At 61.0% G+C, this 24,233-nt stretch carries 27 protein-coding genes; 18 read left to right on the forward strand and 9 right to left on the reverse strand.

What is annotated here, in order from left to right:
- Positions 1 to 156 precede the first annotated feature (156 nt).
- From AF337_RS27655 to AF337_RS40940, 5 genes are read right to left on the reverse strand one after another with little or no spacing between them, the layout of a single operon-like run.
- Entirely contained in the window at positions 157 to 1,866 is a 1,710-nt protein-coding gene (locus tag AF337_RS27655) for a methyl-accepting chemotaxis protein (protein WP_049734849.1), read from the reverse strand.
- A gap of 32 nt (positions 1,867 to 1,898) precedes the next feature.
- Entirely contained in the window at positions 1,899 to 2,408 is a 510-nt protein-coding gene (locus AF337_RS27660; RefSeq protein WP_049734650.1) for a chemotaxis protein CheW, read from the reverse strand.
- A complete protein-coding gene (locus tag AF337_RS27665) occupies positions 2,405 to 4,441 on the reverse strand; it encodes a chemotaxis protein CheA (RefSeq protein WP_049734651.1) in 2,037 nt (678 codons plus the stop codon). Before AF337_RS27665 ends, AF337_RS27660 begins: the two co-directional genes overlap by 4 nt.
- Positions 4,438 to 4,806, reverse strand: coding sequence for a response regulator (locus tag AF337_RS27670; protein ID WP_049734652.1), 369 nt, complete (start codon positions 4,804 to 4,806; stop codon positions 4,438 to 4,440). The genes AF337_RS27665 and AF337_RS27670 overlap by 4 nt, the downstream gene beginning before the upstream one ends.
- 4 nt (positions 4,807 to 4,810) lie before the next feature.
- Positions 4,811 to 5,134: an STAS domain-containing protein gene (locus AF337_RS40940; RefSeq protein ID WP_082336876.1), complete on the reverse strand. Its 324-nt coding sequence runs from the start codon at positions 5,132 to 5,134 to the stop codon at positions 4,811 to 4,813.
- A gap of 343 nt (positions 5,135 to 5,477) precedes the next feature.
- On the opposite strand from AF337_RS40940, the gene AF337_RS27680 reads away from it, so the two are divergent.
- Positions 5,478 to 7,226 carry a chemotaxis protein gene (locus AF337_RS27680; RefSeq protein WP_184343375.1) on the forward strand — a complete coding sequence of 583 codons (1,749 nt, stop codon included), beginning with the start codon at positions 5,478 to 5,480 and terminating at the stop codon, positions 7,224 to 7,226.
- A 33-nt stretch (positions 7,227 to 7,259) separates the two neighbouring features.
- Here the strand turns inward: AF337_RS27680 and AF337_RS27685 are convergent, their stop codons facing one another.
- Positions 7,260 to 8,342 carry a tetratricopeptide repeat protein gene (locus AF337_RS27685; RefSeq protein WP_049734655.1) on the reverse strand — a complete coding sequence of 361 codons (1,083 nt, stop codon included), beginning with the start codon at positions 8,340 to 8,342 and terminating at the stop codon, positions 7,260 to 7,262.
- 10 nt (positions 8,343 to 8,352) lie between these two features.
- Positions 8,353 to 9,006 carry a thiamine phosphate synthase gene (locus tag AF337_RS27690; RefSeq protein ID WP_049734656.1) on the reverse strand — a complete coding sequence of 218 codons (654 nt, stop codon included), beginning with the start codon at positions 9,004 to 9,006 and terminating at the stop codon, positions 8,353 to 8,355.
- 107 nt (positions 9,007 to 9,113) lie between these two features.
- Here AF337_RS27690 and AF337_RS27695 point away from each other — a divergent pair, with 107 nt between their 5' ends.
- On the forward strand, positions 9,114 to 9,878 hold the full coding sequence (locus tag AF337_RS27695) for a sulfite exporter TauE/SafE family protein (RefSeq protein WP_049734657.1): 765 nt from the start codon (positions 9,114 to 9,116) through the stop codon (positions 9,876 to 9,878).
- Between the two features lie 119 nt (positions 9,879 to 9,997).
- Positions 9,998 to 10,258, forward strand: a complete 261-nt coding sequence (locus tag AF337_RS27700) for an ArsR/SmtB family transcription factor (protein WP_003542830.1) — start codon at positions 9,998 to 10,000, stop codon at positions 10,256 to 10,258.
- A gap of 50 nt (positions 10,259 to 10,308) precedes the next feature.
- On the opposite strand, the gene AF337_RS27705 is transcribed toward AF337_RS27700, so the two are convergent.
- Positions 10,309 to 10,776: an Lrp/AsnC family transcriptional regulator gene (locus AF337_RS27705; protein WP_049734850.1), complete on the reverse strand. Its 468-nt coding sequence runs from the start codon at positions 10,774 to 10,776 to the stop codon at positions 10,309 to 10,311.
- Positions 10,777 to 11,006: 230 nt separating this feature from the next.
- Between AF337_RS27705 and AF337_RS27710 the strand changes: the two genes are divergently transcribed.
- From AF337_RS27710 to AF337_RS27755, 10 genes are all read left to right on the forward strand, one after another.
- The gene (locus tag AF337_RS27710) at positions 11,007 to 12,071 is read left to right on the forward strand and encodes a homoserine dehydrogenase (protein ID WP_049734658.1); all 1,065 of its coding nucleotides are present in this window, start codon (positions 11,007 to 11,009) and stop codon (positions 12,069 to 12,071) included.
- Positions 12,068 to 13,477, forward strand: a complete 1,410-nt coding sequence (locus AF337_RS27715; protein ID WP_049734659.1) for an aldehyde dehydrogenase family protein — start codon at positions 12,068 to 12,070, stop codon at positions 13,475 to 13,477. Before AF337_RS27710 ends, AF337_RS27715 begins: the two co-directional genes overlap by 4 nt.
- 131 nt (positions 13,478 to 13,608) lie before the next feature.
- Entirely contained in the window at positions 13,609 to 14,388 is a 780-nt protein-coding gene (locus tag AF337_RS27720; RefSeq protein WP_049734660.1) for an ABC transporter ATP-binding protein, read from the forward strand.
- 38 nt (positions 14,389 to 14,426) lie between these two features.
- Positions 14,427 to 15,197 carry a transporter substrate-binding domain-containing protein gene (locus AF337_RS27725; RefSeq protein WP_049734661.1) on the forward strand — a complete coding sequence of 257 codons (771 nt, stop codon included), beginning with the start codon at positions 14,427 to 14,429 and terminating at the stop codon, positions 15,195 to 15,197.
- Positions 15,198 to 15,313: 116 nt separating this feature from the next.
- A complete protein-coding gene (locus tag AF337_RS27730) occupies positions 15,314 to 16,036 on the forward strand; it encodes an ABC transporter permease (RefSeq protein WP_049734662.1) in 723 nt (240 codons plus the stop codon).
- Positions 16,037 to 16,047: 11 nt separating this feature from the next.
- Positions 16,048 to 16,737 (forward strand): ABC transporter permease, encoded by a 690-nt coding sequence (locus tag AF337_RS27735; RefSeq protein WP_049734663.1) that lies wholly within the window; start codon positions 16,048 to 16,050, stop codon positions 16,735 to 16,737.
- A 31-nt stretch (positions 16,738 to 16,768) separates the two neighbouring features.
- The gene (locus tag AF337_RS27740; RefSeq protein ID WP_049734664.1) at positions 16,769 to 18,040 is read left to right on the forward strand and encodes a trans-sulfuration enzyme family protein; all 1,272 of its coding nucleotides are present in this window, start codon (positions 16,769 to 16,771) and stop codon (positions 18,038 to 18,040) included.
- A gap of 25 nt (positions 18,041 to 18,065) precedes the next feature.
- Positions 18,066 to 19,475, forward strand: a complete 1,410-nt coding sequence (locus AF337_RS27745; RefSeq protein ID WP_049734665.1) for an aspartate ammonia-lyase — start codon at positions 18,066 to 18,068, stop codon at positions 19,473 to 19,475.
- A 12-nt stretch (positions 19,476 to 19,487) separates the two neighbouring features.
- The gene (locus tag AF337_RS27750) at positions 19,488 to 20,282 is read left to right on the forward strand and encodes a phosphotransferase (protein WP_049734666.1); all 795 of its coding nucleotides are present in this window, start codon (positions 19,488 to 19,490) and stop codon (positions 20,280 to 20,282) included.
- Positions 20,279 to 20,722: an Lrp/AsnC family transcriptional regulator gene (locus AF337_RS27755; RefSeq protein WP_049734667.1), complete on the forward strand. Its 444-nt coding sequence runs from the start codon at positions 20,279 to 20,281 to the stop codon at positions 20,720 to 20,722. Before AF337_RS27750 ends, AF337_RS27755 begins: the two co-directional genes overlap by 4 nt.
- A 203-nt stretch (positions 20,723 to 20,925) precedes the next feature.
- Here AF337_RS27755 and AF337_RS40945 read toward each other — a convergent pair whose 3' ends face one another.
- Positions 20,926 to 21,099, reverse strand: coding sequence for a YdcH family protein (locus AF337_RS40945; RefSeq protein ID WP_003566443.1), 174 nt, complete (start codon positions 21,097 to 21,099; stop codon positions 20,926 to 20,928).
- 228 nt (positions 21,100 to 21,327) lie between these two features.
- Between AF337_RS40945 and AF337_RS27760 the strand changes: the two genes are divergently transcribed.
- From AF337_RS27760 to AF337_RS27780, 5 genes are all read left to right on the forward strand, one after another.
- Positions 21,328 to 21,531 (forward strand): YdcH family protein, encoded by a 204-nt coding sequence (locus tag AF337_RS27760; RefSeq protein WP_003566445.1) that lies wholly within the window; start codon positions 21,328 to 21,330, stop codon positions 21,529 to 21,531.
- A gap of 11 nt (positions 21,532 to 21,542) precedes the next feature.
- A complete protein-coding gene (purE, locus tag AF337_RS27765) occupies positions 21,543 to 22,040 on the forward strand; it encodes a 5-(carboxyamino)imidazole ribonucleotide mutase (RefSeq protein ID WP_049734668.1) in 498 nt (165 codons plus the stop codon).
- Positions 22,037 to 23,113: a 5-(carboxyamino)imidazole ribonucleotide synthase gene (locus AF337_RS27770; RefSeq protein WP_049734669.1), complete on the forward strand. Its 1,077-nt coding sequence runs from the start codon at positions 22,037 to 22,039 to the stop codon at positions 23,111 to 23,113. Before purE ends, AF337_RS27770 begins: the two co-directional genes overlap by 4 nt.
- Positions 23,114 to 23,277: 164 nt before the next feature.
- Positions 23,278 to 23,403 (forward strand): type B 50S ribosomal protein L36, encoded by a 126-nt coding sequence (ykgO, locus tag AF337_RS27775; protein WP_003566454.1) that lies wholly within the window; start codon positions 23,278 to 23,280, stop codon positions 23,401 to 23,403.
- Positions 23,404 to 23,513: 110 nt separating this feature from the next.
- Positions 23,514 to 24,128 (forward strand): tetratricopeptide repeat protein, encoded by a 615-nt coding sequence (locus tag AF337_RS27780; RefSeq protein ID WP_049734670.1) that lies wholly within the window; start codon positions 23,514 to 23,516, stop codon positions 24,126 to 24,128.
- Positions 24,129 to 24,233 lie beyond the last annotated feature (105 nt).

A 24,233-nucleotide genomic window follows, 5' to 3' on the forward strand; every position in this document is an offset into this window, starting at 1 on the left:
AAGGGGAAAACGACTCATTCGCTTCCCGGTGGCCGACATCTATCGATCGCAGCGCCAACGCCTACACGCGTTGGGGATATTCCCTCCTCGGGTCGCCGGAGCAACCCGAGGGATCACATGGGCGAAGGCGCTTACGCGCTTTCCCCCGGGGAGCGCTTACGCGCTCTCCCTGAAGTCGTCGTCGCCGGCATCCGGACCGCCCATCGACATGTCCAGAGCAAAGCCCTTGAGACGCTGCTGCTGGGCCGAAATCGTCTGGCCACGGCCCTGGCCGTAGGCCTGCGGGGCGGGTTTGCGGACGGCGGCCGAGGGATGCAGACCCTTGGCCGGAGTTTTCGGCTGTGCCTTGCCGACACCGGACCGCGCGCTGCCTGCGGTATCGACCTTGAAGAAGGCGATCGAGGCCTGCAGTTCTTCGGCCTGCGCCGCGAGTTCTTCCGAAGTCGCAGACATCTGCTCGGAGGCACCGGCATTCTGCTGCGTCACCTTGTCGAGCTGCTGGATCGCTTCGTTGATCTGCGAGGCGCCGATATCCTGTTCGCGGCAGGCCGCACTGATTTCCGAAACCAGCTCGGCCGTCTTGCGGATATCCGGCACCAGGCGGCCGAGCATGTCGCCGGCATCGGCTGCAGCCTTGACGGTATCACCCGACATGGCGCTGATTTCGGCGGCCGCCGACTGGCTGCGTTCGGCAAGCTTGCGCACCTCGGAGGCGACGACTGCAAAGCCCTTGCCGTGCTCACCGGCGCGCGCTGCTTCGACGGCGGCGTTGAGCGCCAGCAGGTCCGTCTGGCGGGCAATTTCCTGGACGATGCCGATCTTCTGGGCGATCGTGCGCATGGCGTCGACAGCGCGCGTCACCGCTTCACCGCTCATCTCCGCATCCTTGGCCGACTGGCGGGCGATCTTTTCGGTCTGCGCCGCGTTGTCGGCGTTCTGCTTGATGTTGGCGGCCATCTGCTCCATCGAGGCGGAAGCCTCTTCGGCCGAAGCAGCCTGTTCGCTGGCGCCCTGCGACACCTGCTCGGAGCTTGCCGAAAGCTCCTGGCTGCCGGAGGAGACGTTGTCGGCAGCCGACAAAGCATCGGCGACGACGCCGCGCAGGCGTTCGATCATGATGTTGACGTTGCCGAGAAGCTCGCCGATTTCGTCGCGGCTGGTGATATCGGCCATCTTCGTAAGATCGCCTTCCGACACTTCGCGTACCACGGTATTGGCGCGGCTGAGGCCCTTGCTGATCGTGCTGGCGATCCAGAAGGCGGTAATCGCCGCAACCAACAGGGCAATGGTAGCCACTGCCATCATCGTTGTCCGTGTGGTCGCATACTGCGCGTCGGCGCTTTCGTCCGCAGCCTTCATGCGCTGCTTCTCGAGAGCCAGGATTTCGCCGAGCGTCGCGTCGATATCGTTGGCAGCGGCCCGGGCTGATGTGACGGAGACGGTATTTGCGCCTTCGGCATTGCCGGCCTTCACAAAGTCGCGGATCTGGTCGTCGGCTGCATTGAAGGTCTTGGAAAGTTCGGCGATACGCGCCCAGCGCACCTTGCCTTCTTCCGTTGCCAGCGTCAGCACGTGGCCGAAGGCATCGGCGAAGTCTTTGCGGGCCTGATTGCCCTTGGCGATTGCACCGGCCGTCTCGTCGGGGGTGCGGGCAGTCAGCAGGTTCTTTTGCTGACGGATGGCCTCGAGCTGGGCAATGTTGATTTGCTGCGCGAGGTCGAGACGGGCTGCCGGACCGGCAAGCAGATTACCGATCGTGTCGTTCAGCGATCCAAGGCTGACGACACCGTAGCCGGCGGTGCCGACCAGCATCAGAATGATGAAGGTGAACGCGGTCACCAGTTTGGTCTTTATTGTCAATCGCATCGTCAAACCCCCAAGTTTGAATTCATCCAGCGTCAATTGGCGGCTCCCGCCGCCTTGTGTCTCGACGAAAAAATTGCCTGAAGATTGGGGAGAATGATGAACTCTCCGCCCCTCTTCACCAGGCAGTTGATATAGTCGGCGCGCCAGCGCATGCCGATGCTCGGGGGCGCCTCGCTCGCGGATTTTGCCAGTGTCGTCACCTCGTTCACCTTGTCGGTTCTGAGGCCGACGAGCGTCTGTTCGCCCTGCAGATCGATCTCGATGACGATGATGCGGCTGTCGATCGTCGCCTCCGCCGCCTCCATCCCGAAGGCCAGGCGCAGATCGGCGAGCGGAATGACCTTGCCGCGGAAGTTGATGACGCTGGCGACGAAGGGCTGGCTTCCCGGCACCGCGGTCTCCGGAAGCAGGTCCAGGATTTCCTGGACGATGACCGCCTCAAGCGCGAAGGTCTCGCCGTTGAGATCGAAGGTTAGCACCTCGACTTCCTCGGCATAGCTCCAGTGGTTGTCGAAACGTTCGGCTGTTGCTGCTGCACTCATCCCGCTACCCGCAATTGCGCCTCCTGCTGCTGACCCGCGGCAACCAGGTGCCCGACGTCGAGAATGAGGGCGACGCTGCCGTCGCCGAGAATGGTCGCGCCGGAAAAGGTCGCGACGTCGTTATGCAGTTTCGACATCGACTTGATCACCGTCTGGTGGTCGCCGATGATCTGGTCGACGACGAGGCCGACACGTTCCGTGCCGGTCGAGATGACGACGACCTTCTGGTGGACGTCGGGCTTCGTGCCGGTGCGGAAGAGATCGCGCAGGCGCAGGAACGGCACCAGGCTGTCGCGCAGCGAGATGAAGCTGCGGCCGCGCGAGCGCAGATCCTCCTCGAGCGACAGTTCGAGGCATTCCTCGACTGCCGAAAGCGGGATGACGTAGCGGCCGGAACCGACACGCACCAACAGCCCGTCGATGATGGCAAGCGTCAGCGGGATGCGCAGCGACACTTCCGAACCCTGTCCCGGCACGCTGACGATGTCGATCGCGCCGCGAAGCGCTTCGACCGTCTTCTTGACCACGTCCATACCGACGCCGCGGCCGGACAGATTGGTGATTGCCGCGGCCGTCGAGAAGCCGGGTGCGAAGATCAGTTGCAGCAGCTCGGAGTCGGAAAGAGACTGGCCGGGATGGATAAGCCCGGAGGATTCCGCCTTGGCGCGAACCCGTTCGCGATTGATCCCCCGACCGTCGTCCTTGATCGAAATAATCACCTCGCCGCCGGCCTGGCGAGCCGAAAGGACCACCGTGCCGGCTTCGGTCTTGCCGGCGGCGAGACGATCGGCCGGCATCTCCAGGCCATGATCGATAGAATTGCGCACCAGGTGCACCAGCGGATCTGCCAGCCGCTCGATGACTGTTTTATCGACTTCGGTCGTCTCGCCCTCCATCACCAGCTCGATCACCTTGCCGGTCTCGCGGGCGAGATCGTGGACGAGGCGGCGGAAACGGGAGAAGAGAGTGGTGACCGGCACCATGCGCAGCACCATCATCGTGTCGCGCAATTCACCGGAGAGGCGTTCGATTTCTTCCGACACGGAGCGCAGCCCGATATCGGCGCTGGCGCTGGCCAGCTGGCTGAGGCGAGATTGCGCGATGACGAGCTCGCCGACGCGGTCCATCAGTTCGTCGAGACGTTCGGCCGGAACGCGGACATTCTCGGCCGTCTTCGCTTGGCTGGCAGCCGCAGGCGCCTCGCGCCTGACTGGGACCGCCTCGACCGGACGAAACTCCGGAACGGCGGCCGCTACCGTAGTAACGGGTGCAGCTGCGGTCTTTTCCTCGATCGGAGCGACGGTTGTCGCAGCAGTGTCGATCTCCTCGACGCTGAGTTCCATATCGTCGAGCACGAAGATGAAGACGTCGTCGATCGCCGAGCGGTCCTGCTCGCTGGTCAGCATCACGTCCCAGGAAATGTGCAGTTCTGTCGGCGTGAGTTCGCCGAGCGGCGGAATGGCCAAGGTGTTGGCGCGCACGGTGCATTCGCCGAGATCACGCAACTCGTCCAGCAGGCCGAGCGGGTTGGTGCCGTTGGCCATGGAATTGGCGGGCAGGCTGAAGCGGATACGCCAGCTGTTTTTCTTCTTCGCCGATATCGCAAGCGCGGCCGCCGATGCGGGAACAGCGGCCGGTGCAACAGGAGGCGCCGCCTGCTTGCCGCCGACGGCAGCCTGCAGCTGCGTCAGAAGCTTGCTGCCGGTATCTCCGTGATCGGCATCAGGCTGATCGACGAGGGCGCGCATATGGTCCCGTGCTGCAAGAACGGCAGCGACGAGTTCGCTCGTCGCGGCGACCTCTCCCTTGCGGACGCGGTCGAAGGCGGTTTCACAATGATGGGTGAAGGCGGCGAGCGCCTCGAAACCGAACATCGCGCCGGAGCCCTTGAGCGTATGGAGCCCGCGGAACACGGCATCGACGAGATCCTTGTTGTCGAGCTGGTGGGTCAGGTCGAGAAGACCCGCCTCGATCGCTTCAAGGCATTCGGCAGCCTCCATGCGGAACACGGCAACGGGATCGAGCGTACTCATCGTCCGAGAACCTTCTTCACGATCTTTACGAGATTTTCCGGATCGAACGGCTTGGTCAGCCAACCCGTCGCGCCCGCGGCCTTGGCGCGCGCCTTGAGATCGGCGTCCGACTCCGTCGTCAGGAAGATGATCGGAACGCCGGCCTGCCCAGGCAGCTTGCGCAGTTCCTCGATCATCGTCAGCCCGTCCATGACAGGCATGTTGAGATCGGTCACGATGAGATCGAAGCTGCTGCCCTTGGCCGTCGCCAGGCCCTCGGCCCCGTCGGCGGCCTCGGTCACGCTGTACCCGGCATTGGTGAGTGTGACCTTGGTGGTCAGGCGGATGCTGGCGGAATCGTCAACAGTCAGGATGTTTGCACTCATAACTTTATACCTCTTTATGCAACCAAAACTTGGAATCTTCTTGATCGAAGGATTCGATGAAACCTGCGCGTTCAAGTACCTTCAGGAGCGAACCGCTTGCAGGCCTAGAAAGTTTGAATGTCTTCCCCTCAGCTTTTGCTTGGCGGCGCGAGGACTCGATGAGCTGAACGAAACTCAGATCCGCTTCGGCACTTTCGGGAATGCTAACTGTGATTGTATCGTGGACGCGAAATGCATCAGTAAACTTTGAATATAGTTCGGATGCCGAGCGAATACTGAGCGAGTCAGGCAAATTTATAGATTCGCAATATTGTTTAGGAGTATCCAATGCAGCCCCCTCGGCCGGAGAAATACTTGACGACCTTTAAAGGACTCTCACGGCAGCGTTAATGCCGGGTAAACAGCGGTTGTATGAAACTGTCGTATAACGAGTCCTGGGACTCCCAATTTCTCATCCGGAAAAAGTTGTATTTTCTTCTCAAAATTTAGAAACAAATAAAGTAAAAGCAATAGGTTAAGCAATATTAACCATCGATGAGATCCGGGCCGGCGCCCATCCACATCTTTCGTTAATCACAACGCTGACGAGTCTGGCGCGTTTACCGGACGTTTCCATCCTGCCCGTAGAAATAGAGTCAAATAAGCCTGTGTTTTAAGAAAAGGTATAAATGTTGGCACACGCTCTGGTATCGCCGATCGCTGCAGCCCACACATCCGGCCGGGACATCGGCCGCACCCTGGAATCCGCTCGCAGCCGGGTCGAGGAACGTTTTCTGGAAGGCGGCACCGTGCTGCTCTCGGTGATGGATGTTCTCAACCGGCTGTTGAATTCTCTGGAGAGTGTCACCGCGGCGCTCGACAATGGGGAATCGAGCGATACCGGCGCCGATCTCCGTGCCACGGTTCAGAGCCTGACGGCGCTGCCGGTCACCGAAGAAAATCGTCAGCAGGCACTCCTCTCGCTGGCGCAGACCGGCAGGGAACTACGCAAATACGTCTCCGACATGCAGGAGACGATGCGTTATCTCAGAACTTTCGCCGTGACCGTGAAGATCACCGGCGCCGGCATTGCCGAATTCGCCGGCTTCGCACAGGAGATCCTGGAGCGAATCTATTCCGGCACCGATGAGGTCAACCGTTTCGCCACTCATCTCGACAGTCTCGACAAGGAGGTCAAACTCGCCGCCTCCTTCGGCGCCAGCGTCTCCAAGGGTTATGCCGATACCGTTCCGGCCGTCGCCGCCGCCCTGCGCGACGATGCCGCCAAGATCGCTGAACACCGCAAGCATCTCGGCGTCGTCGCCCGCGAGGTCGGCGCGATTGCCCGCGGCGTCCAGAGCAAGGTCGCTTCGACGCTCTCTGCCCTGCAGATCGGCGATATCACCCGTCAGCGCATCGAGCATGTGCAGGCCACCCTTTCGCTGCTTGAGGAATTCTTTGCCGGCGAAGAGGGCGCGAAGCTCGATGCCGGCGCGCGCAAGCGTCTTCAGAATGTCATTCACCACCTGACCGCGGCACAGATGAGCGACATGTGCGCCAATTTCCAGCGGGAATCGGAAAACGTCGTCACGACGATCGCCAGTTTCGATCACGACATGCGGGAGATCCTCAAACTGCGCGACCAGATGAGCGGCGCCAGCGGCGAATCCGGCGGCAATTTCATGCGCGCGCTGGAATCCAGCGTTTCGGCCGCCCACGAAATCGTCCAGCAGGTCGACACGGCAAGCCGGCAGGCCGACCAGGTCAGCCAGTCGACGATCGGCACGGCCGCCAAGCTCTCCGAAGCGATCGCCAATATCCGTGCCGTCAAGACCGACATCCATTATATGGCTTTGAACACCAACCTGCGCTGCAGCCGTCTCGGCGAGGAAGGCAGGTCGATCAACGTCGTCACGGCCGAGCTGCGCATTTTCGCCGGCAAGCTCGACGAATCCGCCGATGCCATCGTCACCGGCCTGCCGGTGCTCGAAGCCGCTGCCGGACGCATCGCCCCCGCCATTGATGCCGAGGCCGGCGGCCTGGGAGAGAGCCTGACGTCAGCCGTCGGCAACATCCACTCCGCAGCCGACGTCATGGAAAACGAATTGAAGGTGCTTGCCGAGAACGGCCGCGAGGTCGCCGCCAAGATCGGCCTGCTGATCGGCAAGCTCGATTTCCAGCGCGATCTCGGCGAAGTCTTTGCCCGCTGCGCCGATGTGCTGGATGAGGCGGCCGGCACCGAGGTCGCCGATATCTCCGATCTCACCGAGACGATAGCGCCGCTCGACCGCAAGATCTTCAAGCACTATACGATGGTTCAGGAGCGCAGCATTCATCGCGACATCATCCCGGCGAGCGAGGACAGCGCTCCTGCCCCTGCTCTAGCCGAACCTGCCAAAGTCGAAAGCGACGAGGATCTTTTCGCCGACGCGCTGTTTTAAAGCCGTTCCCGGCCGGGACGCGCGGCGCTTAATTCAGCGCCGCCGGAACTTGTTGGCGGCCTCGATCGCCGCTTTCTGCTGATCGTCCTCGATGCCGAGATAGAAATCCTCGAGCGACGGATCGGCGAGCCCGGCGCGGCGCGACAGGACGTACCACTTCGCCGCCTCGACCGGATCGGGCGCCGTGCCGATGGCGTTGATATAAAGATGGGCGAGCTTGTTCTGTGCCGCGACGTTGCCGCCATTGGCGGCAAGTTTCAGCCATTCGAAGCCCTTGACGTAATCCTTCGGCCCGCCGACTCCATTGACGAGCCAGATGCCGAGATCAAGCTGGGCCGTGTCGAAACCGGCGCGCGCCGCACGTACCATCCATTCGCGGGCAAGCTGCTTCTTTTCCTCAGGCAGGTCCTTCAGCGTCGCATAGATCTGCGCCACGGCATATTGCGAATCGGCAATGCCCTGCTCGGCCGATTTCTCGTAGAACGGCAGCGCGAGCTTCAGCCCCTTTTCGCCGGGATTGTCGGCGATGAGAAGCTGCGCCCAGTTGAATTCCGCCGAAGGATTGCCAGCCTCGGCCGCCTTGCGCATGTAGTCGTCGGCCTTGACTTTGTCACGCGGCACGCCCTCGCCTTCCATCAGGATCAGCGCATATTTGAACATTGCCGCCGCATCGCCGCCTTCGGCCGCCTTGCCGTACCAGAAGGCGGCATTCTTCACGTCCTTCTTTACCCCAAGCCCTTGCGAGAGGATTTCGCCAATCAGCGTCTGCGCCGCTGCATCGCCGAGCTGGGCGCGTGGCAGCGCCTTGTCCATTGCCGTCAGGTAATAACCGCGCTGGAAGGCGCCGTAAGCCTCGTCGACGGGTCCCTTGTAATCCTTCTCCGGCGGCAGGTCCGGCAGTTTCGCACCCATGCGGTCGAACACGCCGACACCATCGGAGGGCCGTATGACCGAGCCAGAGGGTCGGTCGGTGCGGAAGGTCGAAGCCGGCGCCGAGCCCGGCTGGCTGATGACGCTGTCACTGGCTTGCGCCACGACGACATCCGGCCCGGCCGCAACGAAGGCGGCCATGCTGGCAAGGATAAATTTCAACAGGCGGGCGGTCTGGATCGGCATGAGCGCGATTTCAATCCTCAAACCGTGGCGCTTTTTCGTCAAGCAAGGCGTTGACTTCAGCGACGATAGACGGCGCCCGGCTGGGCTCGCCGAAGACCGCCAGCCGCAGCGCCACGAATTCCGCTCCGGTTTCGGCGACGGCGAGCGCCGAGGCCGGATCGGTGCCGCCCATGACGATGCAGGGAATCTCGATCATCGACGCCCACCATTCGCCGAGCGCAAGGTGCTTCGGATGCGCCTCCGGCTTGATATCGCCGTCGAGCTTGCCGAAGAAGATATAGTCGGGCCTGACTTCGCCGATCTCAAGCGCCTTGTGCCGGTCGGCTGCGTTGCCGCCGCCGACGATCAGCTTCGGCGCATGTTTTTCGATCGCTTCCGAAAGTGCCTCGGCATTGCCGGAGAGGTGCAGGCCATCGGCCTTTGACCGCCCCGCCACGCGGCTGTCGCCGGCAATCAACGCGGCCGCCCCGGCATCCTGGATCAGCGGCACCAGCTTCTCGGCATGTTTCTGGAAGGTGCCGTCGTCGAGCCCGTATTGCGGCACGATCACCGAGGCGACGTCGCCGCCCTTCAGCGCATCGGCGACGATCCTTGCCTGTTCATCGGCATCGGCAATATCGGGTGCGATCAGCACAAGGCGGCAGCGGTTTTCCGGTTCGGTCATCAGGTCTTTCCGTTTCCTGCGAATTTCCCTTTGAGACGAGGGATCCGCACTCGTTTTGTGTGAGTAGTTCCGTTAGACGAGGCTTGCAAGAGGAGGACGTCGAAAGCATGCCGCAAGATTTGTCATTCTACTACGCCGCCGTGCCTGCCGTTCTGCTGGTGGGCCTCGCAAAGGGCGGCATGGGCGACGCTTTGTCGCTGATCGGCCTGCCCTTCCTCGCCCTCGTCGTCTCGCCGGTCGAGGCAGCGGCGATCCTGCTGCCGATCCTGGTCTTCATGGACATGATTTCGCTCGTCATCTGGCGCAAGCACGGCGACTGGGCGACGCTGAAGATCATGCTGCCGGGCGCAGTCTTCGGCATCGCGCTGGGCTGGGCAACCTCGGCGCTCGTTCCGGGCAATGTGCTCCGCATCGTCATCGGTGCGGTGACCATCCTCTTCTGCCTGCGCTATTTCTGGAACAATTACGGCCCGGGCGCCGACAGGATAGTCCCGCCGCGCGGCCAGCGGCCGGTCGCCGCCAACCTTTGGGGCACGTTTTCCGGCTACGGCAGCTTCGTCGCCCACGCCGGCGGCGCACCCTTCCAGATCTACGCCCTGCCGCTCAAGCTGCAGCCGCGCGAATATACCGGCACCAGCGTGCGCTTCTTCGCGATCCTCAACGCCATCAAGCTGATCCCCTATTTCGCACTCGGCCAGCTCGACACCCAGAACCTTGCAACCTCCGCGACGCTCCTGCCTTTCGCCCCGCTCGCCACTCTTGCCGGCGCCTGGTGCGTGCGCCGCATGAAGCCGGCGGTCTTCTATCCCTTCATGTATGCGATGGCCTTGATCGCCGCCTTCCTCATCGTGCGAGAGGGTCTTGGCTGGTAACGAGCAATTCTTAAGTGTAACCGCGTCCTTAGCGCGCCTGAAAAGACGCGCGGCGCTGTAGTACGCTGCAATGCACAATTTCCTTGCTGGAACGGCCGGTTTGACGTAGCTTTCCCGTCATGTCGAACACCGATCCTTTCTCTGCGATTGCCGATCCGAACCGGCGGTTTCTGCTGGAGGAATTGCGTCGCGCTCCACGGACGGTCAACGAGCTTGCCGAGGGGCTGCCGATCAGCCGGCCGGCCGTGTCGCAGCACCTGAAGGCGCTGCTCGACAGCAACCTCGTCTCGGTGACATCCGAAGGCACGAAACGCATCTACACGGTCAACAACCGCGGTTTCGATAAGCTCAATTTATGGCTGGATCAGTTCTGGGCTTGATGCATGCTTCCGGATGCCGCGGGACCGGAACGAGGGAATAGAACTGGGTCCTAATCCGCGATGGGAACAAACATTCCGACTTTGATATCCTTCAACACGACATTCGTGTGAATGCTTTTGATCTGCGGATTCTCGGACATCAGGTTAGCCGTGATTTCATCATATTGTCCGACATCGCGCGCGGTGATGATCGCGACCAGATCGACTGAACCGGTGACGTAGTAGACCTGCTGAATGTGCGCCTGCTTCGCCAACCAGACCCGGAACTTGGAAAGAGCGTCATAGTTCTCCCGCTCGATTTCCATCCCCGCGATGAACATCATTGGGGTGCCGGCCGCCTTGCGGTCGACCAGGGCAATCTCAGCCGTGATGATTCCGGAATCGCGCATCCGTTTCAGACGCCGCTGCACGGCAGAAGCGGAGAGGCCGACGAGGTCGCCTATGATCTCGGCCTTCATCTGACAATCGATCTGGATAATGTCCAGGATCTTGCGGTCTAGCTGGTCAATCGGTTCCATGATCATCGCCGTCGGTTGTCTTTGCGCATATTATGTCGAATCTGCGCGGTGAAACTGCATATTTCCGCCCATTTGCAGCTATCGCCTTCATCGAGCACGATTCATCGCGGGAAATCTGCGCGTCGTGACCGATGCGTGGCAAAGTGGCCATCAATTTGGTCGTTCTGCAAGCTTCCCGATGACCTTCTGCACCGTCATCCTTTGCTCATCGCCCATGATGAGGAACCGAGATGGTACAATACAATATCGCGCTTATCGGATTTGGCGGGGTCAACCGCGCCCTTGCCGAACTCGTGGCTGAGCAGAACGATCGCTGGCGAACCGAGCTCGGTTTTCAGCTCAACATCGTCGCCGTTACCGACCTCAATCTCGGCTCCGTCGTATCAGCAAACGGCATCGACGCAGGCATGCTCATCGAGACAAGATTTGAGAAGGGCGGGTTCGCAAAGCTTTCCGGCGGATCAGCGGAAGCGAATAACGAGCAGGTCATCAGGCAAGCGCCCGCCGACATCGTCGCGGAAGCCACCTTCACCAATCCTGATGACGGCGAACCAGCTGTTTCCCATTGCCGCTGGGCGCTTGAAAGCGGCAGGCACGTGATCACCACCAACAAGGGCCCGGTCGCCCTTGCCGCTGCCGATCTCAAGGCGCTCGCCCGCCGCAATCATGTTTCCTTCGAGTACGAAGGGACGGTGATGAGCGGCACCCCCGTCATCCGCATGGCGAAAGCAACACTCGCCGGTTCTGGGCTCAACGGTTTCGAAGGCATTCTGAACGGCACCTCGAATTTCGTTTTGGGGCGCATGGAAAGCGGGCTTGGCTTCTCGGAAGCCGTCGGTGAGGCGCAGGCGCTTGGTTATGCCGAGGCGGATCCGACGGCGGATATCGAGGGCTATGACGTGCGGCTCAAGGTGGTCATTCTCGCGAACGAATTGCTGGGCGCCACGCTGGCGCCGGCTGACGTTTCCTGCCGCGGTATCTCGTCGTTGACTGTCGCCGACCTCGAGTCGGCGGCCAAGGATCGATGCCGCTGGAAGTTGATAGGCTCGGCAATCCGTGGGGAGGACGGTCGGATCGAGGCCTCCGTGGCACCCCGGCGCCTGGCTCTCGACCATCCACTTGCAGGGGTGAGCGGTGCCATCAATGCGGTTTCCTTCAATACCGGCTTGCTCGGCGCCGTGACCGTCACCGGCCCGGGAGCCGGGCGGGTCGAGACGGCCTATGCGCTTCTCTCCGACATTGTCGCCATCCACCGCACCGCACCGGCCCGCTTAAACAAGGAAGCTGCAGAATGACTGCTGTACAGCGCCAGATCGCCTCGACCACCCCAGAGATCGCCGTTTTAAGCCCTTACGATGGTTCCCTCGTCGATATCGTTTCGGCCAGCGGCCCGAACGACATTGACGCACTTCTTGCCCGCACCAGACATGGAGCCGCGTTGTCGCGAGCATTACCCCGGCATCGTCGGGCAGAGATTCTGGAAAAGACGGCACGGCTTGTCGAAGAACAGTGCGAAGCTTTCGCGCGGACTATCGTCAGCGAGGCGGGCAAGACAATTGTCCAAGCCCGCAAGGAGACCTTACGCTGTATCAACACGCTGAAGCTGTCTGCGGAAGAGGCCAAGCGCAATGCCGGCGAGATCGTGCCGTTCGACGCCTATGCGGGCTCTGAGGCCCGTCAGGGCTGGTTCACACGCGAACCGCTTGGCGTGATCGCCGCCATCACACCCTACAACGATCCTCTGAACCTCGTCGCGCATAAGCTCGGCCCGGCGATTGCCGGCGGCAATTCGGTCCTGTTGAAGCCTTCGGAGTTAACGCCGCTTTCGGCTCTGAAGCTCGTCGAGACGCTGGTTGCGGCGGGTCTTCCGGAAACGGTCGTCACCGTCGCCATCGGCGGCGCGGATCTCGGACACGCCATCGTTTCTGCTCGGGATATTCGAATGGTGTCGTTTACCGGCGGATTTGCGACCGGCGAGGCCATTGCCCGGTCTGCCGGGCTGAAGAAGCTGGCCATGGATCTCGGCGGCAACGCGCCTGTTATCGTCATGGCGGATTGCGATATCGACAAGGCGGCGGCGGGGTGCATTTCGGGTGCCTATTGGGCGGCCGGTCAAAACTGCATCGGCGTGCAGCGCATTCTTGTCCAGGCCGACTGCTACGAGCGCTTCCGCCAGGCGTTCGTAGCCGGCACCGCCAGGCTTAGCGCCGGCGACCCGAGTCGAGAGGAGACGGATGTTGGCCCGATGATCTCGCCGGTCGCGGCCGAGCGCGCGCAAACCGCCGTCGAACAGGCGATCGGAGCCGGAGCCCGGCTGTTGTGTGGGCACCAGCGCGACGGCGCGCTCTACACCCCGACGGTGCTTGAGGGCGTTCCTCGCCGAAGCAGACTCTGGCGGGAAGAGATATTCGCGCCGGTGGTTATGCTTGAGCACTTCGAAACGCTTGCCGACGCGATTTGCATGGCGAACGAGCCGGATTACAGCCTGCATGCCGGGATATTCACCCCCAACCTCGCCGACGCGCTGGAGGCTGCGGCCGGCATCGAAGCCGGCGGGGTGATGATCAACGATTCCTCGGACTATCGTTTTGACGCCATGCCCTTCGGCGGCTTCAAGCATGGGAGCATGGGGCGGGAGGGCGTACGCTTTGCCTATGAGGATATGACGCAGCCGAAAGTAGTCTGCATCAATCGCGCATGAGCCGGAAAACTGCGGTGTTCCCAAATATACGCGGAGGAACGCCGCAAGAACAGCAAACTGCGCGGCCGAACCCCATCAAACGGGGCTAAACTCCTTGACAATAAGCCACGCAAAAGTGGGGAACGAAGTGGATGACGAAGGATATTTCCTGCGCTTTGCGGGTCGATGACGTGCACAAAAGCTACGGCGCTCATCAGGTGCTGAAAGGGGTTTCCCTTACCGCGAGAAAGGGGGACGTCATATCGCTGATCGGCTCCTCCGGCTCCGGGAAAAGCACCTTTCTGCGTTGCATCAACTTTTTGGAGATTCCCGATCGAGGGCGCTTCGTCGTCAATGGCGAGGAAGTGGTCTTGAAGGCGGGATCGGATGGCCGCGCCCACCCTGCGAATTGGCGGCAGGTGGAGCGCATTCGCAGCGGCCTCGGCATGGTGTTCCAAAGCTTCAACCTCTGGGCCCATATGACCGTCTTGGAGAATGTCGTCGAAGCGCCGATCCATGTCCTGGGCATGGGCCGCAAAGAGGCGACGGAAAAGGCGGAGGCGCTGCTGCAAAATGTCGGCCTTTATGAGAAGCGCAACGTCTATCCGGCCTTCATGTCGGGCGGCCAGCAGCAGCGCGCCTCGATTGCGCGGGCGCTGTGCGTCGATCCCTCCGTGATGCTGTTCGACGAGCCGACCTCGGCACTTGATCCCGAACTGGTGGGGGAAGTGCTCAAAGTCATTCGTGATCTCGCGGACGAGGGCAGGACGATGCTGCTCGTCACGCACGAGATGAAGTTCGCGCGCGATGTTTCCAGCCATGTGATGTTTCTCCACCAGGGGCGCGTTGAGGAAGAGGGCAGGCCGGAGCAGATCTTCGGCGCCCCCAGCAGCATCCGATGTCGCGAATTCACAAGCTCTTCACGCCATTGAGCGCCGTTGCTCGCCGATCAAAAAGAAAGGGAACTGACATGAAAACTGCAATCTGCCTCATTGCCGGAGCCACTCTTCTCGCCTCAGCCGCCGGTGCGGACGCTGAGGTGCGCTTTGGCATCATGAACGAAGCCTACCCACCGTTCTTTACGAAGGACGCGAGCGGGAATTGGGTCGGCTGGGAAATCGACCTGATGAATGCCGTCTGCTCCGAAATGAAGGAAACCTGCTCGGTCGTCGACATGTCGTGGGATGGCCTAATTCCCGGCCTCCAATCGAAGAAGTTCGACGTTATCTGGTCTTCCATGTCGATCACCGACGAGCGCAAGAAGACGGTCGCTTTCACCAACAAGTACTACAACACGCCGAGCAAGCTGATCGGCGCACAGGACGGCAAGACCGGCACCGCGGCCGAGGATCTCGCCGGCAAGACGATCGGCATCCAGGTTTCCACGATCCAGGCGGATTACTACAAGAAATACTATGCGAGCGTTTCCTCGGAAAAGACCTATGCCACGCTTGACGAGGCGTTTCAGGACCTGGCCGTCGGCCGCATCGATTACGTCTTCGGTGATTCCATCCCGCTGATGAGCTTTCTCCAGACCGATTTTGGCAAGGGCTGTTGCGAGGACAAGGGCAACGTCAAGGATGACCCGCAGGTTTTGGGACAAGGTATCGGCGGCGGCCTGCGTCAGGAGGACACTGAGCTTCTGGCAAGGCTGAACACCGCCATCGCCGCCGTTCGGGCCAGCGGAAAATACGCTGAAATCTCCAAAAAATATTTCGACTTCGATCCCTACGGCGAATGAACGGAGTGCTTTGGCGCGGCTAAGGCGCCTCACTGCGTCTATCAACCCAAACCTTCTCAGAGAGAAAAAGCGTTCGAGCCGCAGGGACCTCGCTCGAACGCCGAGGAGCTGTTTTCATGGCGACAAGCTCATCCATTATGGAACTGCTTTCCCCATATCCGCCGGGGTGGGGTGGGGTGCTGCTTTCGGGCGCAGCCTCAACCATCCTGATTTCGCTCGGTGCGTACGTGTTCGGCATACTGATCGGGCTGGCGGGTGCAACAGGTAAACTCAAGGGAAGCCGCGCCGTCGTCACCTTGCTGGATTTTTACACGACGGCAGTGCGCGCCATTCCGGAGCTGATCCTGATCATCGGCCTCTATTACGCCGGGACGGACGGCATCAACGGGGTGTTGTCCACGCTCGGCCTTCCATCGATCGAGATCAACGGCTTCCTTGCCGCGGTCGTCGTGCTGGGCATCGTCCAGGGCGCCTACATGATTGAGGTGTTGCGCGGCGCGATCCTTGTCATTCCCATTGGCCAGATAGAGGCCGCTAGCGCCTTCGGCATGCGGCCCTGGTTGCGCTTCCGGCGTATCGTGCTGCCGGCGCTGATGCCGAACGCCCTGCCCGGCATGGCCAATTTGTGGATGTCGGTAACCAAGGACAGCGCGCTGATTGCTGTCGTCGGATACCAGGAGTTGGCCTTGGCCACGCGGCTCGCCGCCGGCAACACCAAGCATTACTTCCTGTTTTTCCTGGCCGCAGCCGTGCTCTACCTGGTGATCACCCTCATCTCCAATATCGTCTTCGGAGGTCTTGAAACCCGTTTCCGGCGTGGACAGCCGAAATCAGCCTGAGGGGATAGACAGTGGATTTCTCATGGGTTTCCAACTATTGGCCGCTTCTGGTTGCGGGCGCGACACAGACCGTATTGCTGCTTGTCATCTCGGTCGCTCTCGGGTTCGTCCTGGCGATTGGTCTTGCGCTCGCGCAGATCGGCGGACCCTACTGGCTGCGATGGTGCGCCAAAAGTTACTGCACCTGTTTGCGCGGCACACCCTTGCTCATTCAATTGTGGTTGCTCTACTACGGTGTCGGATCCTTGCTGCCGATGATCCCGGGTCTGCGCTCAAGTTTCGTTTGGCCGATCGTGCGCGAGGGCTTCTTCTTCGCTGCCGTCAGCTTCACGCTCAACTACGCAGCCTACGAGGCCGAGGTATTGCGCGGTGCGCTGCTTGCGGTGCCGAAAGGCGAACTGGAAGCCGGTCGCGCCTTTGGCATGACCCACCTGACGCTTCTGCGACGCATATGGTTGCCGCGGGCGATCCGCATCGCCCTGCCGACGATCACCGGCGAGGTGGTGCTGCAACTGAAGGCAACGCCGCTCGCCTTCACCGTCACAGTGATGGATCTCTATGCCGTCGCCTACAAGATCAGGCAGGACACGCTGCTCGTCTACGAGCCTCTGATCGTCGTCACCATCTTCTATCTCTGCCTCACCATCGTCATCACGCGCGCCTTTCGCATTGTCGAAAGCCAGGTGCCGGCGAGGCGCTGACGCTCTCGTTTGAAATTTATCGGAGAATGCAATGACCGTAACAAGACCGTCAGATCTGCCCGCGTGCGGCATCGACCAGCGCAGGGTAGTGCCTGCCGCAAACACGGGGCCCAGTCGAGAAACCCTGGCCCTGAACGGCGGGCTCGTTATCGACCCGGCGACGAAAGCGATCGCCCCGAACATTTCCATGTCGGTCAACAATGTGTTCATACCTGGTGGCGGCCCATTTTCCGCCGATGGCGTCGACGACCTGACGGCGCTGCCCTTTCTCTATGCGCGATGGACCAACCCGACCGTGCGCCAACTGGAACAGCGACTCGCGGCGCTCGAGGGAGCCGACGACGCCATGGCCACGGCGACGGGCGTCGCGGCGATCGGAGCCACGTTCTTCACCTTCCTCAAGAAGGGCGACCATCTGATCCTGAGCGATGTTTGCTATGCCGGCGCCAACGAGCTCGCCCGGCGTATATTGCCGGACTACGGCATTGAGGTTACGCCGGTCAACATGTCTCGCCCTGAAGACGTGGCGGCCGCCTTCCGGTCCAACACGCGGCTCGTCCATTGCGAAAGTCCGTGCAATCCGATCCTGCGTCTGACCGACCTTGCGGCCATTGCCGAGCTTGCGCGAAAACACGGGGCTTTGATGTCGGTCGATTCGACGCTCGCCACCCCTGTGGCCACGCAGCCGCTCTTGCTAGGCGTGGATCTCGTCATCCATTCGCTCACGAAGTTCATTAACGGCCATGGCGACGCATTGGGCGGGGTCGTCTGCGGACGTAAGGAATTGGTGGAGAAAATCCGCTCGCGCGCCGGCGTCTATCTCGGTGCGTCGATGCCGGCCATGAACGCTTGGCTGATCATGCGCGGCATCGATACGCTGTTTCCCCGCATCCGCATGATCTCGGAGTCGGCCGCGAAGATCGCGGCCTTCCTTCAGGGCCATTCCGCTGTGGAGGCCGTGACTTATCCCGGACTTGCTTCCCATCCTCAGCATGATCTGGCGAAGCACCAGATGGATGTGTTCGGGGGGATCGTGACCTTCCGGGTGAAGAATCCCGGCCAGGTGGCGCGACAACTCGCCGAGCGCCTCAAGGTTGCCCACTACACCTTCTCGCTCGGTCATCAGCGCTCGATCGTCGTGTTGCTCGACACACAGGAGATGATGAAATCCACCTATCAGCTGACCGGCAAGCAGCTTGAGGATTACCGCCGGTTTGCCGGCGATGGCGTGTTCCGCCTGTCGGTCGGGCTGGAAGCGACCGACGATCTGCTCGTCGATCTTGATCAGGCTATTTCAGACTGAGCGGAGAGAAAGGAGGAGCGGGACCATGGCGACAACGCGCATCGAGACAGATCTTTTGGGTAGTCGGGAGTTGCCGGCCAATGCTCTGATCGGCATTCATACGCTTCGGGCAGTGGATAATTTCGACATTTCCGGCATCAAACTGCAGGATTTTCCCGGGTTTCTCCAATCTTTCGCGATGGTCAAGAAAGCTGCGGCCGCCACCAATCTGGAGCTGCGGTTGCTCGACCCCGCGATCGCGGGCGCGATTGATCGGGCCTGCGACAGGCTGATCGCCGGTGAAATCCTGGCGCCACACTTTCCGATCGATATGATGCAAGGCGGCGCGGGCACCTCGACCAACATGAACGTCAACGAAGTCATCGCCAATCTGGCGCTTCAGGAGATCGGCCGGCAGGCTGGCAGCTACGACGCGGTCAATCCAAATGATCACGTAAACCTTTGCCAATCGACCAACGACGTCTATCCCACTGCAATCCGGCTGACTGTGTTGCGGGAAGGCGAAAACCTTTGTTCGGCGCTATCTGCTCTGGCGGCCGCCTTCCGGCGCAAAGGGGAAGCCTTCGGCGGTATTGTTAAGGTCGGGAGAACGCAGCTTCAGGACGCCGTACCAATGTTCCTTGGTCAGGAGTTCGAAGCCTTTGCCGAGACGCTGGAAGAAGACATCACGCAATTTCTCGGCGCCGCCGAGTTGATGCGTGAGGTCAATCTCGGCGGAACGGCAATAGGCACCGGCGTAAACGCGCCTGCGGGCTTCTCGGCTGCAGTCTGTGCGCAGCTATCCACGATCTCCGGCATCGCCGTTCGCCCGGCGCGAAATCTCGTCGAGGCTACGTCCGATACTGGCGCCTTTGTTTCGGTATCGAGCATGCTCAAGCGTATGGCGGTGAAACTCTCGAAGATCTGCAATGACCTCCGCCTGCTGTCGAGTGGTCCGCGCGCCGGCTTTGGCGAGATCCGTCTTCCGGCCATGCAGGCGGGCTCGTCAATCATGCCGGGCAAGGTCAACCCGGTGATCCCCGAATTGGTGAACCAGATCAGCTTCCAGGTCATTGGCAACGACTTGACGGTCACACTCGCTGCCAGCGCGGGGCAACTCCAGCTGAATGCCATGGAACCGATTATCGTGCTCAACATCCTGCAATCCATGCGGCTGTTGGTGAGGGGAATGGATGCGCTTCGCACTCGGTGTATCGACGGGATCGAGGCAGATTCCCAGCGCTGCCGCGCGCTTCATGATGGCGCTCTCTTTCTTGCCGCAGCCCTCAATCCCTTCGTTGGATACGCCCGGGCGGCCGCGCTTGCCCGTACTGCGCTTGCCGAAGGAATTCCGTTGCGAGAGGCGGTCGAGCGCGACAGCGGTTTGCCTGCAGCTCAGATCGAGACGATCTTCGGCATCAAAAACATCGAGGCCTACGAGTCGGTACAACACTGAAGGAAAGCAAAAATGGCTGTTTTCACGGATCTGTCGGAGGCAGATTGCGGCCGGATCGCGACGACCTATCGCCTGGGCAATCTTACATCGGTTATCGGCATTGCCGATGGCGACGCCGAAACGACTTACCTTTTCCGCTCCGGGCGGGGTGAGTTCATCGTCACCCTGTTCGAAAACGGGGCCGACCCCTTCGACCTCGAACTTGCCTTCCGCACGATGGAAACGCTCTCTGGCGCCGGCATTCCCTGTCCGGCAACCTTCCGCACTGATGCCGGTGCGGCGACGATTACCGTGTCGGACAAGCTTGTCGCGGTTGTCGGTTTTATGCCAGGCTCTCGACTGAGCGAAGTCACTCCCGCCAAATGCCGTGCGCTTGGGACCTGTGTCGCGCGAATCCACCAGACGCTGGGGCGGCCGGCGAAACGAGCGTCACTTGGGCTGCCGAAAGGTCCCGTGCACGGCGCACTCAATCGCGACAACGTCTTCTTCGTCGACGAGATGGTGAGCGGCGTCATCAATTTCCGCTTGCGCCATGATGATGTTCTGATCGCCGAACTCGCTGCCGTCATATTGCATTGGGCTGTGACCGCAAGCGGCACTCTTGAGAGGACGCTGGTCAGCGCATTGCTCGCTGGCTACGAAGACATCAGGTTCCTCAGCGAAGCGGAGTGGCGGGCCGTGCCGGCTTTCGTCATGGCAGCGGCCGCCACCGTGTTTGCGCAGGATGGCAGGCTAACCGATCTCGAATCCGCCACACAGCGGGTCTTCCTCTCCGCCAAGGACTGCATTGAGGAAATACGGCCATGAAGCGTATCCTCGACCGATCCGACGAACGCATTCTAACCGAGCTAACCCGCAATGGCCGGATTCCCCACGCGGAATTGGCCGAAAAGGTCCACCTGTCGCGCAACGCCGTTCGCCAACGCATCGAGCGATTGGAACGCGACGGCCTGATTCAGGGCTATACGATTGTCGTGGGTGAGGGAAAAACGCGGGCCGCAGCCATCACAGCGATGATCTTCGTGTATCGCCACGACCGCATGCGCGGCGGCGACGTCATCCAGACGCTCAAAGGGATACCGGAGGTCATTTCCTGCGACGTTATGAGCGGTGAATTCGACCTGGTCGTGCGGGTTGAAGCAAGCGCGGCAGACCGTATCCGCGAAATCTGGCAGGAGGTTTCGGCGCTGCAAGGGGTGCGCGACACGCTGACGGCATTTGCCCTGTCTTCGATGATCAAGCGTTGACCGAAATGGCAGGCAGATCAACGGCATAAGCACTTTGATATATGCGTTGTGCCGTGGCGCTCGCAAAAGCGCCAGCCGCAATGCCGCTGGCATCGGGCTGGCGCAATTCTGGTGTAAAATCACCGGTTCTTGCTGATTTTAGGCGGAATGGATGGATTTACCTTTTCTTTCGCAAGATGATCGACCGGCGACCCTTGGGAAGATCAGTGGACGGATGACTTGAGACGCATAATCTCGTCCTTGATGCGCAGCTTGCGGCGCTTGCATTCGGCAATTTCCGTATCGGAGATGGAGGGAGCTGTTCTGAGCGCGTGCAGCTCCTCCTCGAGAGCGACATGCTTTTTCTGGAGTGATTCAAGATGAGCTTGAACTGTCATTTGACCCTTCCTTCCTCTTACCCTCCCCGGCCAACATCGTCGGGGATCAAGGTGTCAACGCGGCGGACTGTGACATATTTTTGAAGGCTTGTCGAAGGCCAAAAGATGAAGACCGGATGGCAATTTCATGATCAAGACTAACTAGCCGTTACCTGTATTTGGTGATAGGAGCTTGCGGAAATCATCGGCAGGTCGGACAAGGTCCGAGGACGATAACGGGGAATGCATATGGCCGATCAGGAACAGGCGGAAATCAGGCTCACCGTGGCGCGGCTGCGCCAGGAGCACGAGGATTTCGACGCCGCGATCAACGCCATGATCCAGATCGGATGCGATGCTCTGCGGATCCAGCGCATGAAGAAGAAGAAGCTCGTCATCAAGGACAGGCTTTCGAAGCTGGAAGATCAGATCATCCCTGACATCATCGCCTGAGGGGGATAACAATGACGACAGACAGACCCTCCGTCGCCATCATCATGGGCAGCCAGTCCGACTGGGAGACCATGAAGAACGCCGCCGACACGCTGGAGGCGCTGGAAATCCCTTATGACGCGCGCATCATTTCGGCGCACCGCACGCCCGACCGCATGGCGAATTTCGCCAAGGGCGCGCGCGCCGAGGGCTTCAAGGTCATCATCGCCGGCGCCGGCGGCGCCGCCCACCTGCCGGGCATGACGGCATCGATGACGCCGCTGCCGGTCTTCGGCGTGCCGGTCCAGTCGAAAACCATGTCCGGCCAGGACAGTCTTCTGTCGATCGTGCAGATGCCGGCCGGCATTCCTGTCGGGACGCTCGCCATCGGCAAGGCCGGCGCGGTCAACGCCGCACTGCTCGCCGCCGCCGTGCTTGCCCTTTCCGACGAAGAGATCGCCGACCGGCTCGATGAATGGCGCGAACGTCAGAGTGCCGCCATCGCCGAATACCCGATGGACGACCAATGACTGTAGGAACGATCGGTATTATCGGCGGCGGCCAGCTCGGCCGCATGCTGGCTATCGCTGCCGCCAGGCTGAATTTTCGCACGGTCATTCTCGAGCCGCAGGCGGACTGCCCGGCCGCCCAGCTCGCCAACCGGCAGATTACCGCCGCCTATGACGATCCGGCGGCATTGGCCGAACTCGCGGATCTCTGCGATGTCGTCACCTATGAATTCGAGAACGTGCCGGTCGCAGCCGCTGAGACGCTCTCGGCAAGCCTATCCGTCTATCCGCCACCGAAGGCGCTGGAAGCCGCCCAGGACCGCCTCGTCGAAAAGCGTTTTCTCAATGGCTGCGGCATAACAACCGCCCGCTTCCACGCGATCGACAGCCAGGCCGATCTCGAAATGGCGCTTGACGATTTCGGCGGCCAGGGCGTGCTGAAGACCCGCCGTCTCGGCTATGACGGCAAGGGCCAGAAGGTTTTCCGCTCGGTGGCCGACAGCGCTGATGGCGCCTATGCCGCGCTCGGCGCCGTGCCGCTGATCCTCGAAAGTTTCGTCGCTTTCGAGCGCGAGATCTCGATCATCGCCGCCCGCGCCACCGATGGTAAGGTCGTCTGCTTCGATCCCGCCGAAAATGTCCATCGCAACGGCATCCTCCACACCTCGACGGTTCCGGCTACGATCTCGCCGGCGACGGCGGACGCCGCGCGCCGGTCGGCCGAAACGATCCTCGCAGCATTGAATTATGTCGGCGTTATCGGCATCGAATTCTTCGTGCTTGCCGATGGCGGCCTGATTGCCAACGAGATGGCGCCGCGCGTCCACAATTCCGGCCACTGGACGGAGGCCGCCTGCGTCGTCAGCCAGTTCGAGCAGCATATCCGCGCCGTTGCCGGTCTGCCTTTGGGAGACGCCGGACGGCATTCCGACTGTGTCATGCAGAACCTGATCGGCGACGATATCCTGGCCGTTCCCGGCTGGCTGCAGCGCCCCGATACGCTGGTTCATCTCTACGGCAAGACCGAATGGCGCCCCGGCCGCAAGATGGGCCATGTCACCACCTTGACGCCGAAATCACCGGTTTCGGCCTGAGAAAACACCTTTGCGCCTTGGGAAAAACACCGTCATGCGGTTGACACGGAAAAGGTGACGCGGTATCTGCTCCCCCACCTAAAGAGCGCGCCCGATGGCGCGCTTTTGATTGTTAAAGATACGGGCGAATGTGAATTCCCCCACAGAGATCGCGGATCAGAAAAATGAAGATCAAGAATTCGCTCAAGTCGCTCAAGGCTCGCCACCGTGACAACCGTCTGGTTCGCCGCAAGGGCCGCATCTACATCATCAACAAGCTGAACCCGCGCTTTAAGGCTCGTCAGGGCTGATTTCGCGCGTCCGGATCGCTTGCCCGCGTGAGCTTGCTCCGGCGGATATCCGGTCGGTCACTGCGGTGATCACGTCAAATTTGTTTGATCTTCGGCGTTGGCGGGCTAATATGTCCGCCATGCGCTTTTTTGCTTTGACGTCAGCGGCGCTGCCGCTCGCCCTCACCCTCCTCACGTCCACCTTTCCGGCCATTGCGGCGGAAAAGGACGTTATCGTCGAGCAGGCGGATGTCAATTCTTCGCCGAAACTGCACCTCGACCAGCTCTTCAGTCAGCTGAAACGCGAGCGCGACCCCGACAAAGCCAGCGGTATCGCCAATGAGATCCGCATGGAATGGAACGATTCCGGCAGCGCCACCATCAATCTGCTGATGCAATGGGCCGACAAGGCGATCGAGGAAAAGCGCAATCCCGCCGCCCTCGATTTCCTTGACGAGGCGATAGCGCTGAAACCCGATTATGCCGAAAGCTGGAATCGCCGCGCGACGCTGAATTTCGTCATGGGCAATTATCGCAAGTCGATGTCCGACATCGAACGTGTGCTCGATCTCGAGCCGCGCCATTTCGGCGCGCTCTCCGGCCTGGCGGCGATCCTCAGCAATTCCGGCAACGACCAGCTGACCTTGAAGGCCTGGGAGCGTTTTCTTGATATCTATCCCGCTGAACGCACCGCGCAGGAACAGGCCAACACGCTTGCGGAAAAACTCGCCGGCAATCGCACGTGATCCTCGAGGCGTGATCTTGATCTCCGGCCAAGCCGCGCAATTTAGAACCGTAGACGGGAAAAGACGCGGCGCGTCCTCTCTCGGCAAAACAGCCGCAACTATCGC

Origin of the sequence: Rhizobium ecuadorense (assembly GCF_001187535.1) — a bacterium.
GTDB classification, from domain to species: domain Bacteria; phylum Pseudomonadota; class Alphaproteobacteria; order Rhizobiales; family Rhizobiaceae; genus Rhizobium; species Rhizobium ecuadorense.

Excerpts from the sequence above, each read along its gene's own strand:
- AF337_RS27655 (WP_049734849.1), bottom strand. The coding sequence starts at position 1,866 with ATGCGATTGACAATAAAGACCAAACTGGTGACCGCGTTCACCTTCATC.
- AF337_RS27660 (WP_049734650.1), bottom strand. The coding sequence starts at position 2,408 with ATGAGTGCAGCAGCAACAGCCGAACGTTTCGACAACCACTGGAGCTAT.
- AF337_RS27665 (WP_049734651.1), bottom strand. The coding sequence starts at position 4,441 with ATGAGTACGCTCGATCCCGTTGCCGTGTTCCGCATGGAGGCTGCCGAA.
- AF337_RS27670 (WP_049734652.1), bottom strand. The coding sequence starts at position 4,806 with ATGAGTGCAAACATCCTGACTGTTGACGATTCCGCCAGCATCCGCCTG.
- AF337_RS27685 (WP_049734655.1), bottom strand. The coding sequence starts at position 8,342 with ATGCCGATCCAGACCGCCCGCCTGTTGAAATTTATCCTTGCCAGCATG.
- AF337_RS27690 (WP_049734656.1), bottom strand. The coding sequence starts at position 9,006 with ATGACCGAACCGGAAAACCGCTGCCGCCTTGTGCTGATCGCACCCGAT.
- AF337_RS27695 (WP_049734657.1), top strand. The coding sequence starts at position 9,114 with ATGCCGCAAGATTTGTCATTCTACTACGCCGCCGTGCCTGCCGTTCTG.
- AF337_RS27700 (WP_003542830.1), top strand. The coding sequence starts at position 9,998 with ATGTCGAACACCGATCCTTTCTCTGCGATTGCCGATCCGAACCGGCGG.
- AF337_RS27705 (WP_049734850.1), bottom strand. The coding sequence starts at position 10,776 with ATGGAACCGATTGACCAGCTAGACCGCAAGATCCTGGACATTATCCAG.
- AF337_RS27710 (WP_049734658.1), top strand. The coding sequence starts at position 11,007 with ATGGTACAATACAATATCGCGCTTATCGGATTTGGCGGGGTCAACCGC.
- AF337_RS27715 (WP_049734659.1), top strand. The coding sequence starts at position 12,068 with ATGACTGCTGTACAGCGCCAGATCGCCTCGACCACCCCAGAGATCGCC.
- AF337_RS27720 (WP_049734660.1), top strand. The coding sequence starts at position 13,609 with ATGACGAAGGATATTTCCTGCGCTTTGCGGGTCGATGACGTGCACAAA.
- AF337_RS27725 (WP_049734661.1), top strand. The coding sequence starts at position 14,427 with ATGAAAACTGCAATCTGCCTCATTGCCGGAGCCACTCTTCTCGCCTCA.
- AF337_RS27730 (WP_049734662.1), top strand. The coding sequence starts at position 15,314 with ATGGCGACAAGCTCATCCATTATGGAACTGCTTTCCCCATATCCGCCG.
- AF337_RS27740 (WP_049734664.1), top strand. The coding sequence starts at position 16,769 with ATGACCGTAACAAGACCGTCAGATCTGCCCGCGTGCGGCATCGACCAG.
- AF337_RS27745 (WP_049734665.1), top strand. The coding sequence starts at position 18,066 with ATGGCGACAACGCGCATCGAGACAGATCTTTTGGGTAGTCGGGAGTTG.
- AF337_RS27750 (WP_049734666.1), top strand. The coding sequence starts at position 19,488 with ATGGCTGTTTTCACGGATCTGTCGGAGGCAGATTGCGGCCGGATCGCG.
- AF337_RS27755 (WP_049734667.1), top strand. The coding sequence starts at position 20,279 with ATGAAGCGTATCCTCGACCGATCCGACGAACGCATTCTAACCGAGCTA.
- AF337_RS40945 (WP_003566443.1), bottom strand. The coding sequence starts at position 21,099 with ATGACAGTTCAAGCTCATCTTGAATCACTCCAGAAAAAGCATGTCGCT.
- AF337_RS27760 (WP_003566445.1), top strand. The coding sequence starts at position 21,328 with ATGGCCGATCAGGAACAGGCGGAAATCAGGCTCACCGTGGCGCGGCTG.
- purE (WP_049734668.1), top strand. The coding sequence starts at position 21,543 with ATGACGACAGACAGACCCTCCGTCGCCATCATCATGGGCAGCCAGTCC.
- AF337_RS27770 (WP_049734669.1), top strand. The coding sequence starts at position 22,037 with ATGACTGTAGGAACGATCGGTATTATCGGCGGCGGCCAGCTCGGCCGC.
- ykgO (WP_003566454.1), top strand. The coding sequence starts at position 23,278 with ATGAAGATCAAGAATTCGCTCAAGTCGCTCAAGGCTCGCCACCGTGAC.
- AF337_RS27780 (WP_049734670.1), top strand. The coding sequence starts at position 23,514 with ATGTCCGCCATGCGCTTTTTTGCTTTGACGTCAGCGGCGCTGCCGCTC.